This is a genomic window from Bacillus sp. Bwzl_19 (genome assembly GCF_054900515.1).
The window spans coordinates 1,603,234-1,619,112 of sequence record NZ_CM142729.1; the positions used below are offsets into that span (position 1 = coordinate 1,603,234).

The following is a 15,879-nucleotide window of genomic DNA, read 5'->3' on the forward strand; positions in this document are numbered from 1 at the left end:
ATATAATTTGTATAAGAAAATGAGAGGGAGAGGAAACATGATTCAAAAACGAAAGCGGACAGTTTCGTTCAGACTTGTGCTTATGTGCACGCTGTTATTTGTCAGTTTGCCGATTACAAAAACATCAGCCGTAAATGGCACGCTGATGCAGTATTTTGAATGGTATACGCCGAACGACGGCCAGCATTGGAAACGATTGCAGAATGATGCGGAACATTTATCGGATATCGGAATCACTGCCGTCTGGATTCCTCCCGCATACAAAGGAACGAGCCAATCCGATAACGGATACGGACCTTATGATTTGTATGATTTAGGAGAATTCCAGCAAAAAGGGACGGTCAGAACGAAATACGGCACAAAATCAGAGCTTCAAGATGCGATCGGCTCACTGCATTCCCGGAACGTCCAAGTATACGGAGATGTGGTTTTGAATCATAAGGCTGGTGCTGATGCAACAGAAGATGTAACTGCCGTCGAAGTCAATCCGGCCAATAGAAATCAGGAAACTTCGGGGGAATATCAAATCAAAGCGTGGACGGATTTTCGTTTTCCGGGCCGTGGAAACACGTACAGTGATTTTAAATGGCATTGGTATCATTTCGACGGAGCGGACTGGGATGAATCCCGGAAGATCAGCCGCATCTTTAAGTTTCGTGGGGAAGGAAAAGCGTGGGATTGGGAAGTATCAAGTGAAAACGGCAACTATGACTATTTAATGTATGCTGATGTTGACTACGACCACCCTGATGTCGTGGCAGAGACAAAAAAATGGGGTATCTGGTATGCGAATGAACTGTCATTAGACGGCTTCCGTATTGATGCCGCCAAACATATTAAATTTTCATTTCTGCGTGATTGGGTTCAGGCGGTCAGACAGGCGACGGGAAAAGAAATGTTTACGGTTGCGGAGTATTGGCAGAATAATGCCGGGAAACTCGAAAACTACTTGAATAAAACAAGCTTTAATCAATCCGTGTTTGATGTTCCGCTTCATTTCAATTTACAGGCGGCTTCCTCACAAGGAGGCGGATATGATATGAGGCGTTTGCTGGACGGTACCGTTGTGTCCGAGCATCCGGAAAAGGCGGTTACATTTGTTGAAAATCATGACACACAGCCGGGACAGTCATTGGAATCGACAGTCCAAACTTGGTTTAAACCGCTTGCATACGCCTTTATTTTGACAAGAGAATCCGGTTATCCTCAGGTGTTCTATGGGGATATGTACGGGACAAAAGGGACATCGCCAAAGGAAATTCCCTCACTGAAAGATAAGATAGAGCCGATTTTAAAAGCGCGTAAGGAGTACGCATACGGGCCCCAGCACGATTATATTGACCACCCGGATGTGATCGGATGGACGAGGGAAGGTGACAGCTCCGCCGCCAAATCAGGTTTGGCCGCTTTAATCACGGACGGACCCGGCGGATCAAAGCGGATGTATGCCGGCCTGAAAAATGCCGGCGAGACATGGTATGACATAACGGGCAACCGTTCAGATACTGTAAAAATCGGATCTGACGGCTGGGGAGAGTTTCATGTAAACGGAGGGTCCGTCTCCATTTATGTTCAGAAATAAGGTAATAAAAAAACACCTCCAAGCTGAGTGCGGGTATCAGCTTGGAGGTGCGTTTATTTTTTCAGCCGTATGACAAGGTCGGCATCAGGTGTGACAAATACGGTATGCTGGCTGTCATAGGTGACAAATCCGGGTTTTGCGCCGTTTGGCTTTTTCACATGTCTGATTTTTGTATAATCAACAGGCACGGAGCCGGAATCTTTCGCCTTGGAAAAATAAGCGGCGATCGCAGCTGCTTCCAATATGGATTGTTCATCGGGATCGCTGCTTTTAATCACAACGTGGGATCCCGGTATGTCTTTCGTGTGGAACCATACATCATCCCTTGCGGCGGCTTTTGTCGTTAAATACTCATTTTGTTTATTGTTTTTGCCGACCAGGATCGTCAATCCCTGTGAAGATTCATACTGCTCCAAAACAGGAACGTGCTGTTTCTGTTTTTTCTGTCCTCTCTGCTGTTTCGGACGCAGATATTTGCCTTCAACAAGCTCCTCCCTTATTTCGTGAATATCCTTTGTGGAAGCGGAGGAAAGCTGCTGAATCAGCTGGTCGAAATAAGCGATTTCCTCCTCGGCCAGACGGATCTGTTCTTTTACAACCTCAACGGAATTTTTCGCTTTTTGATACTTTGTAAAATACATCTGCGCGTTTTCTGACGGTGTTTTGTTCGGATTTAAAGGGATGGCCACCGTCGGACTCTCTTCATCATAATAATTGATGACATTCGCTTCTTTGTCACCTTTTTTCAGCATATACAAATTCGCCGTCAGCAGCTCGCCGTATAACTGAAATTCTTTCGCGTTCTCTGAGTAGTCCAGCGTCTTTTCCAGCTTTTTAATCTTATTGGCGTTCTTTTTCCGTTCATTTGCGACAAACCGCTCGAGATCTTGAGCCTGCTGTTTGACGCGGTCGCGCTCCGCTTTGCCGAAATAAAACCGGTCTAACAGCTCACTCAGTGAGTGAAAGGTGCGCTCCTCTCCATTTACATGCGTGAGAGACAGAAGATAAAAGTATTCCTTTCCGGCTGCTGTCGTAATGTTCGGTGTAAACCTGCAATCCTTCACGGCATGGAACATGTCTGTCAGCGTCTTTGGCAGCGTTATTTTGTTCGCGAGGCCCGCTCTGTGAACGGCTTCTTTTGCAAACAGCGGAGAAACCCCGGAGAAATGTCTGACAATCTGCTGGTCAAGCCGTCCTTCCTGAAAACTGAGATAACGCAAAATGTCCTCTTCGTCCGCGGCCAGCGGTGAAATTTTTTCCTGAGCGGGAGGGAGCTTGTAATCATAGCCCGGCAGAACGGTCCGGTAGCTGTTCATCGATGGAGATAAATGCTTCAGCCCGTCGATGATGGCTCCTTCTCCGTCAGTCAGAATAATATTGCTGTGCCGTCCCATAATTTCAACATACAGCGTTCTTACGGTCTCGTCGCCGATTTCATTTCTGCTTTTTATGCGGAATATCATAATCCGGTCTAATCCGGCCTGTTCTATTTTCTCAATAAATCCGCCTTCTATATGCTTTCTGAGCAGCATACAAAACATCGGGGGCTCGCTCGGATTCTCATAGGCCTGATTCGTCATGTGCACCCGTGAATAGCTCGGATGCGCCGATAATAATAATTTATGGTTTTTTCCGTTAGCGCGGATATGGAATATCACATCGTGCTTAAAAGGCTGATGGACTCTCGTAATCCGGCCTCCGGCGATCCGGCTGTTTAATTCATGTGTCATTCCGTATGTAAACATGCCATCAAAAGACATATAAAACACCCTTTCCTTCTTCCTGCATTCGATAATTATAGCATGAAAAGGGACGAGTCAGAATAAGCTTGTTTGTAGAGTGACATCTCTAAAGCGAGCAGGGGGAGTGGACGAGAAGAATGAAGTTTCATGAAATGGGACAAACCGATTTACTGAAAGCAACAAATACGTCCATTAAACAGGGATTGACCGAAAAAGAGGTGAAAAAACGCCTTGAAAAGCACGGACCGAACGAGCTTCAGGAGGGCAAGAGGACACCGGCGATCGTCGTGTTTTTCGCCCAATTTAAGGATTTTATGGTGCTCGTGCTGTTGGTGGCAACCTTAATTTCCGGGTTTTTAGGCGAATATGTAGATGCCATAGCTATTATGGCGATTGTATTTGTCAATGGGGTGCTCGGTTTTTTCCAAGAGAGGCGGGCGGAAAAATCTTTACATGCATTAAAAGAATTGTCAACGCCGTATGTGTCAGCATTACGGGACGGGAGCTGGAAGAAAATTCAGTCCAAGGAGCTCGTTCCCGGCGATATCGTGAAATTTACAAGCGGCGACCGGATTGGCGCGGATGTGAGGATCGTTGAAGCGAAGAGCCTTGAAATTGAAGAATCGGCGCTGACCGGGGAATCAATTCCGGTTGTCAAACAAGCTGATAAGCTGAGAAAACCGGATGTTTCTTTAGGCGATATTAATAATATGGCGTTTATGGGTACGATCGTGACGCGCGGCAGCGGTGTCGGCGTCGTCGTCGGTACAGGAATGAATACGGCAATGGGGAAAATCGCCGATATGCTGGAATCCGCAGGCAACCTTTCAACACCGCTGCAGCGAAGACTTGAAGAGCTCGGCAAAATTTTAATCATCATCGCGCTGCTTTTGACGGTATTGGTCGTTGCGGTCGGCGTCTTACAGGGACATGAGCTTTACAGTATGTTTTTGGCCGGGGTGTCATTGGCGGTCGCTGCGATTCCGGAAGGGCTTCCCGCTATTGTCACGGTGGCTTTATCAATCGGCGTCCAGCGCATGATTAAACAAAAATCAATTGTCAGAAAGCTCCCGGCAGTTGAAACATTGGGTTGCGCCTCTGTCATTTGTTCTGACAAAACCGGCACGCTGACACAAAACAAAATGACCGTCACCCATATGTGGTCAGGCGGAAAAACATTTAAAGTGTCAGGCATCGGCTATGAGCCAGCGGGTGAGTTCACGTGTGATGAGCGGGAAATCAAGCCGAAAGATGAGAAGATTCTTGAACAGATGCTGGTTTTTGGCGCATTATGCAATACGTCAGAAATTGAACTGAAAGACGGTCATTATGTGCTTGACGGCGATCCGACAGAAGGTGCGCTGCTGACGGCTGCGAGAAAAGGCGGCTATTCAAACGACTGGCTCAGTGAACAATACCGGGTGGTTGCCGAGTTTCCGTTTGACTCCGTCCGCAAAATGATGACCGTCATCGTAGAAGATAAAGAAAAAAAGCAGTTCGTCATTACCAAAGGAGCGCCCGATGTGCTGATTGACCGTTCGTCACATATGATGCACGGCGGCAGAAGCGCGCCTTTTTCAGGAGAAATGAAAACAGAAACAGAAACGATCCTGAAAGAGCTGGCATCGCAAGCCCTCCGGACGATCGCGATTGCTTATAAACCGCTTAAGTCCGGCGAAAAGCCGACAATGGAGCAGGCGGAAAAAAATCTGACGATGCTCGGTTTGTCAGGCATGATTGATCCGCCGCGTCCGGAGGTCAGACAGGCCATTAAAGAATGCCGTGAAGCAGGCATTAAAACGGTAATGATTACAGGTGATCACGTCGAAACGGCAAAGGCAATTGCAAAAGATTTGCGGCTTCTTCCGAAAAAAGGACGTGTGATGGACGGCAAGACGCTGAATAAGCTTTCGGAGAAAGAGCTTATCGAGACGGTCGATGATATCTACGTATTCGCCCGTGTGTCACCTGAACATAAATTAAAAATCGTCAAAGCGTTCCAGGAAAACGGACACGTCGTCGCCATGACGGGTGACGGGGTAAATGACGCACCAGCCATAAAGCAGGCTGATATCGGCGTTGCCATGGGCGTGACGGGAACGGATGTGGCGAAGGAAGCCTCCTCTCTCATTCTTGTAGATGATAACTTCGCCACAATTAAATCAGCCATAAAAGAGGGGAGAAATATCTATGAAAATATAAGAAAATTCGTCCGGTATTTGCTCGCCTCCAACGTCGGTGAAATTTTAGTCATGCTGTTTGCGATGCTTCTCGCTCTGCCGCTGCCGCTCGTTCCGATTCAGATCTTGTGGGTGAACTTAGTGACTGACGGGCTGCCGGCGATGGCGCTCGGTATGGATCAGCCGGAAGATGACCTGATGAGGCGGAAGCCGCGGCATCCGAAAGAAGGGGTATTTGCGAGAAAACTGGGCTGGAAAGTCGTCTCAAGAGGGTTTTTGATCGGGGCCGCAACCATTTTAGCGTTTATCATCGTCTATCACCGCAACCCTGAAAATCTGCCGTATGCACAGACCGTCGCATTCGCGACTCTTGTCCTCGCTCAGCTTATACACGTGTTTGACTGCCGGAGCGAAACATCTGTTTTTTCCCGGAATCCGTTTGAAAATATCTATCTGCTCGGCGCCATCGTTTCTTCTATTTTCCTGATGGTCATCGTCATCTATTATCCGCCGCTGCAGCCTATTTTCAAAACAGTGCCGATTACGCCGGGCGATTGGATGCTTATTGTCGGTATGTCGGGCATACCTACTTTTTTGCTGGCGGGTTCACTTTTGACAAGAAAAAAATAATTCCATATGATATAATCTTAGGGGTAATAGCATGTCTATTGCCCTTTTATTTTGATAACGGGAAAGAATTGGGTGTTTCATATGATACGGAGTATGACAGGCTTCGGCAGCGCAAGCAGCACAAAAGGCGATCTCTCGGCAACCGTTGAATTGAAATCCGTCAATTACCGGTTCAAAGAAGTGAACGCCCGTCTGCCACGGCCTTTGCTATATGTAGAGGATAAGCTGAAACAAATGATATTGCAGCATATACAGCGCGGAAGAGTAGAGCTGTTTCTCACTGTAAACAGTGACGCGCTCATAAAAAGAAGCCTGAAAATTGATTGGGAGCTCCTTGATGAATATGTGAGCGCCGCACGTGTCATGAAAGAGCGCTACAGTCTGGCCGCGGAACCCGATGCAATGGATTTCTTTACTTTTGAACATATTGCGCAGATTCACGAAGAGCAGATGCGTGATGACAAGCTTGAAGAAGTCATCAGGGAAGCCGCTGAACTTGCGGTAAAGGAACTTTGTGACATGAGGGAAAAAGAAGGCCGGCTTTTGGCGGAAGACTGTTTTCTGCACATTGGGCGGCTTGAGACGCTGTCCGAACAGGTGAAAGACCGCGCTTCGGCCGTTGTTATGCATTACCGCGAGCGCCTTTACGCCCGCATGAAGGAATGGACGGAGGACGCACTCGACGAAAGCAGGCTGGTCACGGAATGCGCCATTTTCGCCGACCGTTCTGATATTACGGAAGAAATTACCAGATTGAAGAGCCATTTTGTTCAATTCCGTGATATATTAAAAGAAGGCGGGGCAGTCGGACGCAAACTTGATTTCCTCGTGCAGGAGCTTAACCGCGAAGCGAACACGATCGGCTCAAAAGCCAATGATCATCAAATCACAAAGCTTGTCGTGGAAATGAAAAGTTCTATTGAAAAATTGAAGGAACAAGTGCAAAATATAGAATAGCGACTGTGCGTATTGTTTACAGACGGTCTCTTCGGGTTACACTAGAGACGTCTATTTTACAGGGGGAACGTAGAAGATGACGATTAAACTGATTAATATCGGATTTGGCAATATCATCTCCGCCAATCGGATGATTTCGATTGTCAGCCCGGAGTCTGCGCCAATAAAGCGAATGATTCAGGATGCAAGAGACCGCGGAATGCTAATAGACGCTACATACGGACGAAGAACCCGTGCAGTTGTCGTCATGGATAGTGATCACATTATCTTATCTGCCGTCCAGCCTGAGACAGTTGCACACAGACTTTCTGTGAAAGAAGAAATTATGGATGAAGGGCAGGGGTAATTGCCGCATGAAAGAAAGAGGGTTATTAATCGTTCTCTCAGGTCCCTCAGGAGTTGGAAAAGGAACGGTTCGGCAAGCAATATTTTCACAAGAAGACACGAAATTTGAATACTCAATTTCAGTCACGACGAGAAACCCGAGAGAGGGCGAGGTCGACGGCGTCGATTATTTCTTTAAATCAAGAGATGAATTCGAACGCATGATTGAAAACAACAAACTGCTTGAGTGGGCGGAATATGTCGGCAACTATTACGGAACGCCCGTCGATTATGTCGAACAGACGCTTCAAGAAGGAAAAGACGTCTTCTTAGAGATTGAAGTGCAGGGCGCGCTCCAAGTGCGGAATGCATTTCCGGAAGGCCTGTTTATCTTCTTAGCGCCGCCGAGTCTTTCTGAGCTGAAAAACAGAATCGTGACAAGAGGAACTGAAACCGACGATTTAATTGAAAACAGAATGAAGGCCGCAAAAGCTGAAATCGAAATGATGGACGCGTATGATTATGTCGTGGAAAACGATGATATCCAAACGGCTTGTGATAAGATTAACGCAATTGTTCTCGCCGAGCACTTAAAGCGTGAACGCGTTGCTCCGAGATATAAGAAAATGCTGGAGGTAGAATAACTTATGTTAGATCCGTCAATTGACTCTTTAATGAATAAATTAGATTCTAAATATACGCTGGTCACTGTGTCTGCAAGACGCGCGCGCGAAATGCAGATCAAAAAAGACCAGCAGATTGAACATACTATTTCTCACAAATATGTAGGCAAAGCTTTGGAAGAAATTGACGCGGGCCTGCTTTCGTTTGAAAGAGAAGACAGCGAATAACAAGCACACGTAGCAACCTATCTCTACATAGGTTGTTATTTTTTTCCGTTTAGGATTTGTCCAATGTTTTCATAAAGGGGAGAAGACTTCATGAAAAACCGAAACATTCTGCTATGCGTCAGCGGAGGGATTGCCGTTTATAAAGCTTCTGCGCTTACCAGCAAACTGGTTCAGGCCGGTGCGAACGTAAAAGTGATTATGACTGAGTCCGCGCGTGAGTTTGTTTCTCCGCTGACATTTCAGGCGCTGAGCCGGAATGAAGTGTATACAGATACATTTAAAGAACAAAATCCGAAGGTTATTTCGCATATAGATGCCGCTGACTGGGCGGATTTAATCATTGTCGCACCCGCTACGGCAAACGTCATCGGCAAGCTTGCCAACGGAATTGCCGACGATATGCTCACAACGACGGTGCTGGCAGCGGAGGCCCCGGTCTGGGTGGCGCCTGCGATGAATGTCCATATGTATGATCATCCGGCGGTGAAGCGGAACATCTCCGTGCTTTATCAGGACGGCGTCCGCTTTATCGAGCCGAGTGAAGGCTATTTGGCATGCGGATATGTCGGCAAAGGAAGATTAGAGGAGCCGGAGCTTATTGTTGAGCGTGTCAGAGAGCATTTTAAGAAACCTGAAGACGATGCGCCGCTGAAAGGAAAACATATTGTCATTACAGCCGGCCCGACGCGCGAAGCAGTGGACCCCGTCCGTTTTTTCACAAATAAATCCACCGGCAAAATGGGCTATGCCGCTGCCGAAGCTGCCGTCCGTCTCGGTGCGCGGGTGACGCTGATTTCAGGCCCGGTGTCGTTAGAGCCGCCTCGGGGGCTGTATCAGTTCCTTCCGGTGCAATCAGCAGCAGATATGAGAGAAGCCGTGCTTTCTGTGTTTGATTCATGCGACATCGTGATTAAGACGGCGGCCGTGGCCGATTTTACGCCGGCGGCTGTTTCTGATCACAAAATGAAGAAGAAAGACGGTTCACTCGTGATCGAATTCAACCGTACGGCAGACATACTGAAAGAACTGGGCGAACGGAAAACACACCAGCTTCTGGTCGGATTCGCGGCTGAAACGCAAGACGTCGAACGCTATGCGCGCAGAAAACTCGAACAGAAAAACCTTGATATGATCGTTGCGAATGATGTGAAAGCCGAAGGAGCGGGGTTTGGCACAGATACGAATGTCGTCACCTTCTATTTCCGGGACGGAAGAAAACGGGAGCTTGCGCTTATGTCTAAACTTGACGTTTCCTTTGAAATGCTGAAGGAAATGACCGCTTTGAAAGCAGAGGACCAAAAACCCGTATGAATGTGGCAGAAGTCATTGTCGATGTCAGCTCCAAAAACATTGACAGGCCCTTTGATTACAAAATTCCCGATCATTTAAGAGGGATGATCGAAGTCGGCATGCGGGTGATTGTCCCGTTCGGCCCGCGCAAGCTTCAAGGGTTCGTGACCGGTTTGAAAGATTCGTCTGAATTAAACGGCGGGCAAATGAAGGAAGTCGAGAAGCTTCTTGATTTGACACCCGTTCTGACGGAAGAGCTGATGCAGCTGTCTTCATGGCTTTCTGACAAAACGCTATCGTTTAAAATCACGGCACTACAGGCAATGCTGCCGGCCGCACTGAAGGCGAAGTACGAGAAAGAGCTGAAAGTCGTTGACGAAGAAGCGCTGACACCGGACATCAGGCAGCTTTTCAGAAATCAGAAGAGCCTTCTGTACTCAGATATTACCGATGAACGTATTCTTTCGGCACTGCAAAAATTCGTGCGCAAAGGAAGCATTGATGTCACCTATAAAGTCGCCCAGAAAACGAATAAAAAAATGATCCGCATGATTGAGGCGGGGGCAGACAAAGAAGAACTCGCCCGGCACGCAGATTCATTGACAAAACAGGCTTTTAAACAGCTTGCCGTGCTTACTTATTTTATTGACGGGGGAGCAAAAATTTCCGCGGCTGACCTTTGCCAAAAGACCGATTCCAGTTCAGCGACGCTGAAAACGCTTCTTAAAAAGGGGCTTCTTACGGAAAGCTTTGAGGAGGTTTACCGCGATCCTTATCAGGACAGAATGTTCAAAAAAACAGAGCCTCTCTCTCTTACTGAAGAGCAGCATGCCGCTTTTGAGCCGATTAAGAAGGCCGTAGCCGATCATGTTCATCACGTCTTTCTGCTTCACGGTGTGACAGGGAGCGGCAAAACGGAAATTTACCTGCAGTCTATCGAAAAGGTGCTGGCTAAAGGAAAAGAAGCCATCGTGCTTGTTCCGGAAATCTCATTGACGCCGCAAATGGTCAATCGTTTTAAAGGCCGCTTCGGCTCACAGGTTGCGGTCATGCACAGCGGATTATCAACAGGTGAAAAATACGATGAATGGCGCAAAATTCAGCGTAAGGAAGTAAAGCTCGTCGTCGGAGCCAGATCGGCTATCTTTGCCCCATTTGAAAATCTCGGCATGATCATTATTGATGAAGAGCACGAATCCTCCTATAAGCAGGAGGAAATGCCGCGGTACCATGCAAAAGACGTAGCCATCCGCAGGGCCGAGCATCACAGCTGTCCGGTCGTCCTCGGGAGCGCCACGCCGACATTGGAGTCATTTGCACGGGCCAAAAAAGGCGTTTATGAGCTGCTTCCGTTAAAACACCGCGTAAATCGCCAGCTCATGCCGGATGTATCTCTCGTTGATATGAGAGAAGAACTGCGAAACGGCAACAGATCGATGTTTTCAAAAGAGCTGATGGAACAGCTGGAGGAGAAGCTTGCGAAAAAAGAGCAGGCCGTTCTCTTTCTGAATAAACGGGGATATTCTTCGTTTGTGATGTGCCGGGACTGCGGTTATGTGCCCCAATGTCCGCATTGCGACATTTCAATGACCTATCACCGCTACGGACAAAGGCTGAAATGCCATTACTGCGGCCATGAGGAGCCTGTTCCGGGAACGTGCCCGGAATGCGGCAGTGAGCATATCCGCTTTTTCGGCACGGGAACGCAGCGTGTAGAGGAGGAGCTTACCAAAGTGCTGCCTCAGGCGCGCGTGATCAGGATGGATGTGGACACGACCTCAAGAAAAGGCGCTCATGAAAAGCTATTGTCAGCTTTCGGTGAAGGAAAAGCGGATATCCTGCTCGGTACGCAAATGATCGCAAAAGGGCTTGATTTTCCGAACGTGACGCTCGTCGGAGTATTAAGCGCAGATACGACGCTTCACATCCCTGATTTCAGGGCGGCGGAGAAGACATTTCAGCTGTTGACGCAGGTAAGCGGACGGGCCGGGCGGCATGAAAAGCCGGGAACGGTAGTCATACAAACGTACACACCGTCTCATTACAGCATTCAGCTGACGAAAACGCATGACTATGAAACTTTCTTTCAGCAGGAGATGGCGCACAGGCGGGCCCAGTCATATCCGCCTTATTATTACGTGGCGCTGGTGACCGTTTCTCATGAAGAATCCGCAAAAGCCGCGGTCACCGCTGAAAAGATTACAAACTATTTAAGAGCGGGATGCGGACCGGACACGAAAATTCTCGGGCCGGCGGCTTCCCCGATTGCCAGGATCAAAGATAGATATCGCTATCAATGCGTGATAAAATACAGACAGGAAAACGAGTTGCAGATTCAGTTGAAAAAAATTCTGGAGCATTATAAACGCGACATTGCGCAAAAGCATGTAATGATTTCAATTGATATGAATCCGTACATGCTGATGTAACATTAGTTTTGGAGGGCAAAATTTTGGCTGTGAAAAAAATCGTCACACACCCGGCGGAGGTTCTGGAAACACCTGCCGAAGAAGTGACAGTGTTTGATAAAAAATTAAAAAAACTGCTTGATGACATGTACGATACGATGCTCGAAATGGATGGCGTCGGCCTTGCCGCGCCGCAAATCGGCATTTTAAAAAGAGCGGCCGTCGTGGATATCGGTGAAGAAAGCGGCCGGATCGATCTTGTAAATCCGGTCATTCTTGAAAAGAGCGGTGAACAGATCGGAGTCGAGGGCTGCTTAAGCTTTCCGGGAGTATACGGTGAGGTCACCCGCCCCGATTACGTAAAGGTGAAAGCTTATGACCGTAAAGGAAAACCGTTTATTGTAGAAGCGGAAGGTTTTTTGGCCAGGGCCATCCAGCATGAAATGGATCATTTAGAAGGCATTTTATTCACATCAAAAATCACGGCTTACTACACTGAAGAAGAACTGGCAGAAATGGAAGGATGATTGGATGACAAGGATCGTTTTTATGGGAACACCCGACTTTTCAGTTCCCGTGCTGCGCACACTTATTGAAGACGGATATGAAGTGGCAGGGGTCGTTACGCAGCCTGACCGCCCGAAAGGCAGAAAAAAAATCATGACGCCTCCTCCTGTAAAGGCTGAAGCTGAACGCCACGGTATTCCCGTGCTTCAGCCCGAAAAAGTAAGGCTTGAAGAAGAAATAGAAAAAGTGCTCAGCCTGAAGCCGGACCTGATTGTTACGGCGGCATTCGGACAGATTTTGCCCAAGCAGCTGCTGGACGGCCCGAAATACGGCTGTATCAACGTGCACGCTTCACTTCTGCCTGAATTAAGAGGCGGAGCGCCGATACATTATTCGATTCTTCAAGGCAAAAAGAAAACGGGCGTGACGATCATGTATATGGTTGAAAAGCTTGATGCGGGCGATATGATTTCTAAAATCGAAGTGGAAATTGATGAAACAGATAACGTCGGCACGCTCCACGACAAATTAAGCGTAGCGGGGGCGAAGCTTTTGTCAGAGACCGTTCCGAACGTCATTTCCGGAAATATTAAACCGATCAGGCAGGACGAATCAAAAGCGACTTACGCGCCTAACATTAAGCGCGAGCAGGAGCGGATTGATTGGACAAAGCCCGGAGAAGACATTTACAACCAGATCAGAGGCTTAAACCCTTGGCCTGTCGCCTATACAACGTTGAACGGACAAAACATCAAAGTGTGGGCATCTGAAAAAGTTGCGGCCAATACTGAAGCAGCGCCGGGAACTGTCATCCGTGCGGAGCAAAACGGCATTGTCGTTGCATCAGGAAACGGCACCGCCCTTTTGATCACAGAGCTGCAGCCGGCGGGAAAAAAACGGATGAAGGGCGAGGATTTTGTAAGAGGCAAAAATGTGCAGTCCGGTGACGTGTTAGGAGCAGCAGATGAAGAAAATTAATGTCCGGGAGCTTGCCCTTGAAGCGCTTGAAAAGCTTGAGCAAAATCAGGCATACAGCAACCTGCTTCTTACATCGGTTATCAAAACGAACACGCTCAGCGATCAGGACCGAGGACTGCTGACAGAGCTTGTCTACGGAACGCTGCAAAATAAAATCGCTTTAGACTATATGCTGAAGCCTTTTATCCGCAAGCCGAATAAGGTGAAGCCATGGGTGATTCAGCTGCTGCGTCTGTCCGCATATCAAATGGAGTATTTAGAAAAAATTCCGGACCGCGCCGCCATCCATGAAGCGGTTGAAATCGCCAAAAAACGCGGGCATAAGGGCATCGCATCCTTTGTCAACGGCATCCTCCGCTCTCTGCAGCGTGAGGGGGCGCCGTCATTCGCTGAAATCGAAGACCCGGTTCCCCGTCTTTCAACAGAGACGAGCCATCCCGAATGGCTCGTAAAAGAGTGGGTCGAAGCGTACGGCTTTGAGACGGCTGAAAAGATCTGCCGGATTCATCTCGTTCCGCCGAAACAGACGCTCCGTGTCAACCGGATCAAGGCTGACAAGGAAACGCTGCTGAATGAGATGGAGAATGCTGGTCTGGAAGCGGAAGCCGGAGACCTTTCTCCTGATGCGATTAAGCTTTTAAAAGGAAGCATCGCGAGCACGGAATTTTTCCAAAACGGGCAAGTATCCATTCAGGATGAGAGCTCAATGCTTGTCGCGCGGGCGCTGGATCCGAAACCGGGGGAAACCGTGCTTGACGCATGCGCCGCACCGGGAGGAAAGTCGGCTCACATCGCGGAACTGATGAAGAACGAAGGCAGCCTGACGTCACTTGATCTTCACCGACATAAAGTGAAGCTGATTCAAGAGGGAGCAGAACGGCTCGGACTTACGATCATCGACGCGCAAACGATGGATGCAAGGAAAGCGGGGGACGCTTTTGGCGCAGAACGGTTTGACCGGATTCTCGTTGATGCCCCGTGCTCAGGCTTCGGAGTTATCAGAAGAAAACCCGATATGAAATATACGAAGACGCCGGAGGACAGCAGACGGCTGTCAGAGATCCAGCTCGGCATTTTAAGGGAAATCGCCCCATTAGTAAAAAAAGGTGGCACACTCGTATACAGTACGTGTACAATGGATCGGACAGAAAATGAAGAAGTTATGCATGCGTTTATACAAGAACACCCTGAGTTTGAACCCGATTTGTCTCTTGAAAAGCGGCTGCCTGAAAAGGCGAGACCCTTTGTTCAGGATGGAAGCCTTCAAATTCTTCCGCATTATTTCGGAACAGACGGTTTCTTTATTAGCAGCATGAGAAAGAAGGGATAAAAAATGACACAATTAAAAAAGACAAGCGTACGGAAAGAGCTGCGGACTGAGCAGCCGTCCATTTACTCTTTTGAATTAGATGAAATCAAACAATGGCTGACCGAGAATGGCGAAAAACCGTTCCGAGCAGCACAGATTTTTGAATGGCTGTATGAAAAACGGGTGTCTTCATTTGATGAAATGACAAACCTTTCAAAAAGCCTGCGTGAAAAACTCGAGAGCAATTTTGTGATGACAACGCTGAAAACGGCTGTAAAGCAGACGTCACAAGACGGCACAATGAAATTTTTATTTGAGCTTCATGACGGTTATACAATTGAAACGGTTTTAATGAGACATGAGTATGGCAATTCTGTATGTGTAACGACACAGGTCGGCTGCCGCATCGGCTGCACATTTTGTGCGTCAACGCTCGGCGGATTGAAACGGAATCTTGAAGCGGGAGAAATCGTCGCTCAAGTCGTGAAAGTGCAAAAGGCGCTTGATGAAACGGATGAACGCGTCAGCTCAGTCGTTATCATGGGTATCGGAGAGCCGTTTGATAATTTCAATGAAATGCTCGCTTTCTTAAAAATCATTAACCATGATAAAGGGCTGAACATCGGAGCGCGTCATATTACGGTTTCCACAAGCGGCATCATTCCGAAGATATACGATTTCGCAGATCAAAAAATGCAGATCAATTTCGCGATTTCTCTGCATGCCCCGAATACGGAGATCAGAAGCCGCCTGATGCCGATTAACAAAGCTTATAAGCTTCCTGACCTTATGGAAGCTGTCAAATATTATATTGAGAAAACAGGCAGACGGATCAGCTTTGAATACGGCTTGTTCGGAGGCGTAAATGATCAGGTCGAACACGCAGAAGAGCTTGCAGAACTGTTAAAAGGCGTTAAATGCCATGTCAACTTAATTCCTGTAAACTATGTGCCTGAACGGGATTACGTCCGCACACCGAGAGATCAGATTTTCGCATTCGAAAAAACGTTAAAATCCCGCGGTGTAAATGTCACGATCAGAAGAGAGCAAGGCCATGACATTGACGCGGCCTGCGGTCAGCTTCGCGCGAAGGAGCGTCAAGACGAGACGAGGTGAAGAGG

At 47.9% G+C, this 15,879-nt stretch carries 13 protein-coding genes; 12 read left to right on the forward strand and 1 reads right to left on the reverse strand.

Annotation, left to right across the window (positions count from 1 at the left end; translation table 11 throughout):
• The first annotated feature begins 37 nt into the window (after nucleotides 1-37).
• Nucleotides 38-1,582 carry an alpha-amylase gene (gene amyS / locus ACW5MY_RS08485; protein WP_014470419.1) on the forward strand — a complete coding sequence of 515 codons (1,545 nt, stop codon included), beginning with the start codon at nucleotides 38-40 and terminating at the stop codon, nucleotides 1,580-1,582.
• A gap of 53 nt (nucleotides 1,583-1,635) precedes the next feature.
• On the opposite strand, the gene ACW5MY_RS08490 is transcribed toward amyS, so the two are convergent.
• The gene (locus ACW5MY_RS08490; RefSeq protein ID WP_014470418.1) at nucleotides 1,636-3,342 is read right to left on the reverse strand and encodes an Rqc2 family fibronectin-binding protein; all 1,707 of its coding nucleotides are present in this window, start codon (nucleotides 3,340-3,342) and stop codon (nucleotides 1,636-1,638) included.
• A 119-nt stretch (nucleotides 3,343-3,461) separates the two neighbouring features.
• Here ACW5MY_RS08490 and ACW5MY_RS08495 point away from each other — a divergent pair, with 119 nt between their 5' ends.
• From ACW5MY_RS08495 to rlmN, 11 genes are all read left to right on the forward strand, one after another.
• On the forward strand, nucleotides 3,462-6,134 hold the full coding sequence (locus ACW5MY_RS08495) for a calcium-translocating P-type ATPase, SERCA-type (protein ID WP_014470417.1): 2,673 nt from the start codon (nucleotides 3,462-3,464) through the stop codon (nucleotides 6,132-6,134).
• An 81-nt stretch (nucleotides 6,135-6,215) separates the two neighbouring features.
• Nucleotides 6,216-7,091 carry a YicC/YloC family endoribonuclease gene (locus ACW5MY_RS08500; protein ID WP_014470416.1) on the forward strand — a complete coding sequence of 292 codons (876 nt, stop codon included), beginning with the start codon at nucleotides 6,216-6,218 and terminating at the stop codon, nucleotides 7,089-7,091.
• Nucleotides 7,092-7,167: 76 nt separating this feature from the next.
• Nucleotides 7,168-7,437 (forward strand): extracellular matrix/biofilm regulator RemA, encoded by a 270-nt coding sequence (remA, locus tag ACW5MY_RS08505; RefSeq protein WP_003154355.1) that lies wholly within the window; start codon nucleotides 7,168-7,170, stop codon nucleotides 7,435-7,437.
• Between the two features lie 7 nt (nucleotides 7,438-7,444).
• Complete coding sequence (gene gmk / locus ACW5MY_RS08510; protein WP_013352212.1) at nucleotides 7,445-8,059, forward strand: guanylate kinase; 615 nt, start codon at nucleotides 7,445-7,447, stop codon at nucleotides 8,057-8,059.
• 3 nt (nucleotides 8,060-8,062) lie between these two features.
• Nucleotides 8,063-8,266: a DNA-directed RNA polymerase subunit omega gene (gene rpoZ / locus ACW5MY_RS08515; RefSeq protein WP_003154346.1), complete on the forward strand. Its 204-nt coding sequence runs from the start codon at nucleotides 8,063-8,065 to the stop codon at nucleotides 8,264-8,266.
• 90 nt (nucleotides 8,267-8,356) lie between these two features.
• Complete coding sequence (gene coaBC, locus ACW5MY_RS08520; RefSeq protein ID WP_014470413.1) at nucleotides 8,357-9,577, forward strand: bifunctional phosphopantothenoylcysteine decarboxylase/phosphopantothenate--cysteine ligase CoaBC; 1,221 nt, start codon at nucleotides 8,357-8,359, stop codon at nucleotides 9,575-9,577.
• Entirely contained in the window at nucleotides 9,574-11,985 is a 2,412-nt protein-coding gene (gene priA / locus ACW5MY_RS08525; RefSeq protein ID WP_289394341.1) for a primosomal protein N', read from the forward strand. Before coaBC ends, priA begins: the two co-directional genes overlap by 4 nt.
• Before the next feature lie 23 nt (nucleotides 11,986-12,008).
• A complete protein-coding gene (gene def / locus ACW5MY_RS08530) occupies nucleotides 12,009-12,491 on the forward strand; it encodes a peptide deformylase (RefSeq protein WP_013352215.1) in 483 nt (160 codons plus the stop codon).
• Between the two features lie 4 nt (nucleotides 12,492-12,495).
• Nucleotides 12,496-13,449: a methionyl-tRNA formyltransferase gene (fmt, locus tag ACW5MY_RS08535; RefSeq protein WP_013352216.1), complete on the forward strand. Its 954-nt coding sequence runs from the start codon at nucleotides 12,496-12,498 to the stop codon at nucleotides 13,447-13,449.
• Nucleotides 13,436-14,779, forward strand: a complete 1,344-nt coding sequence (gene rsmB, locus ACW5MY_RS08540) for a 16S rRNA (cytosine(967)-C(5))-methyltransferase RsmB (protein WP_462061844.1) — start codon at nucleotides 13,436-13,438, stop codon at nucleotides 14,777-14,779. Before fmt ends, rsmB begins: the two co-directional genes overlap by 14 nt.
• Before the next feature lie 3 nt (nucleotides 14,780-14,782).
• Nucleotides 14,783-15,874, forward strand: a complete 1,092-nt coding sequence (gene rlmN / locus ACW5MY_RS08545) for a dual-specificity RNA methyltransferase RlmN (protein ID WP_014470411.1) — start codon at nucleotides 14,783-14,785, stop codon at nucleotides 15,872-15,874.
• Nucleotides 15,875-15,879: the final 5 nt, after the last annotated feature.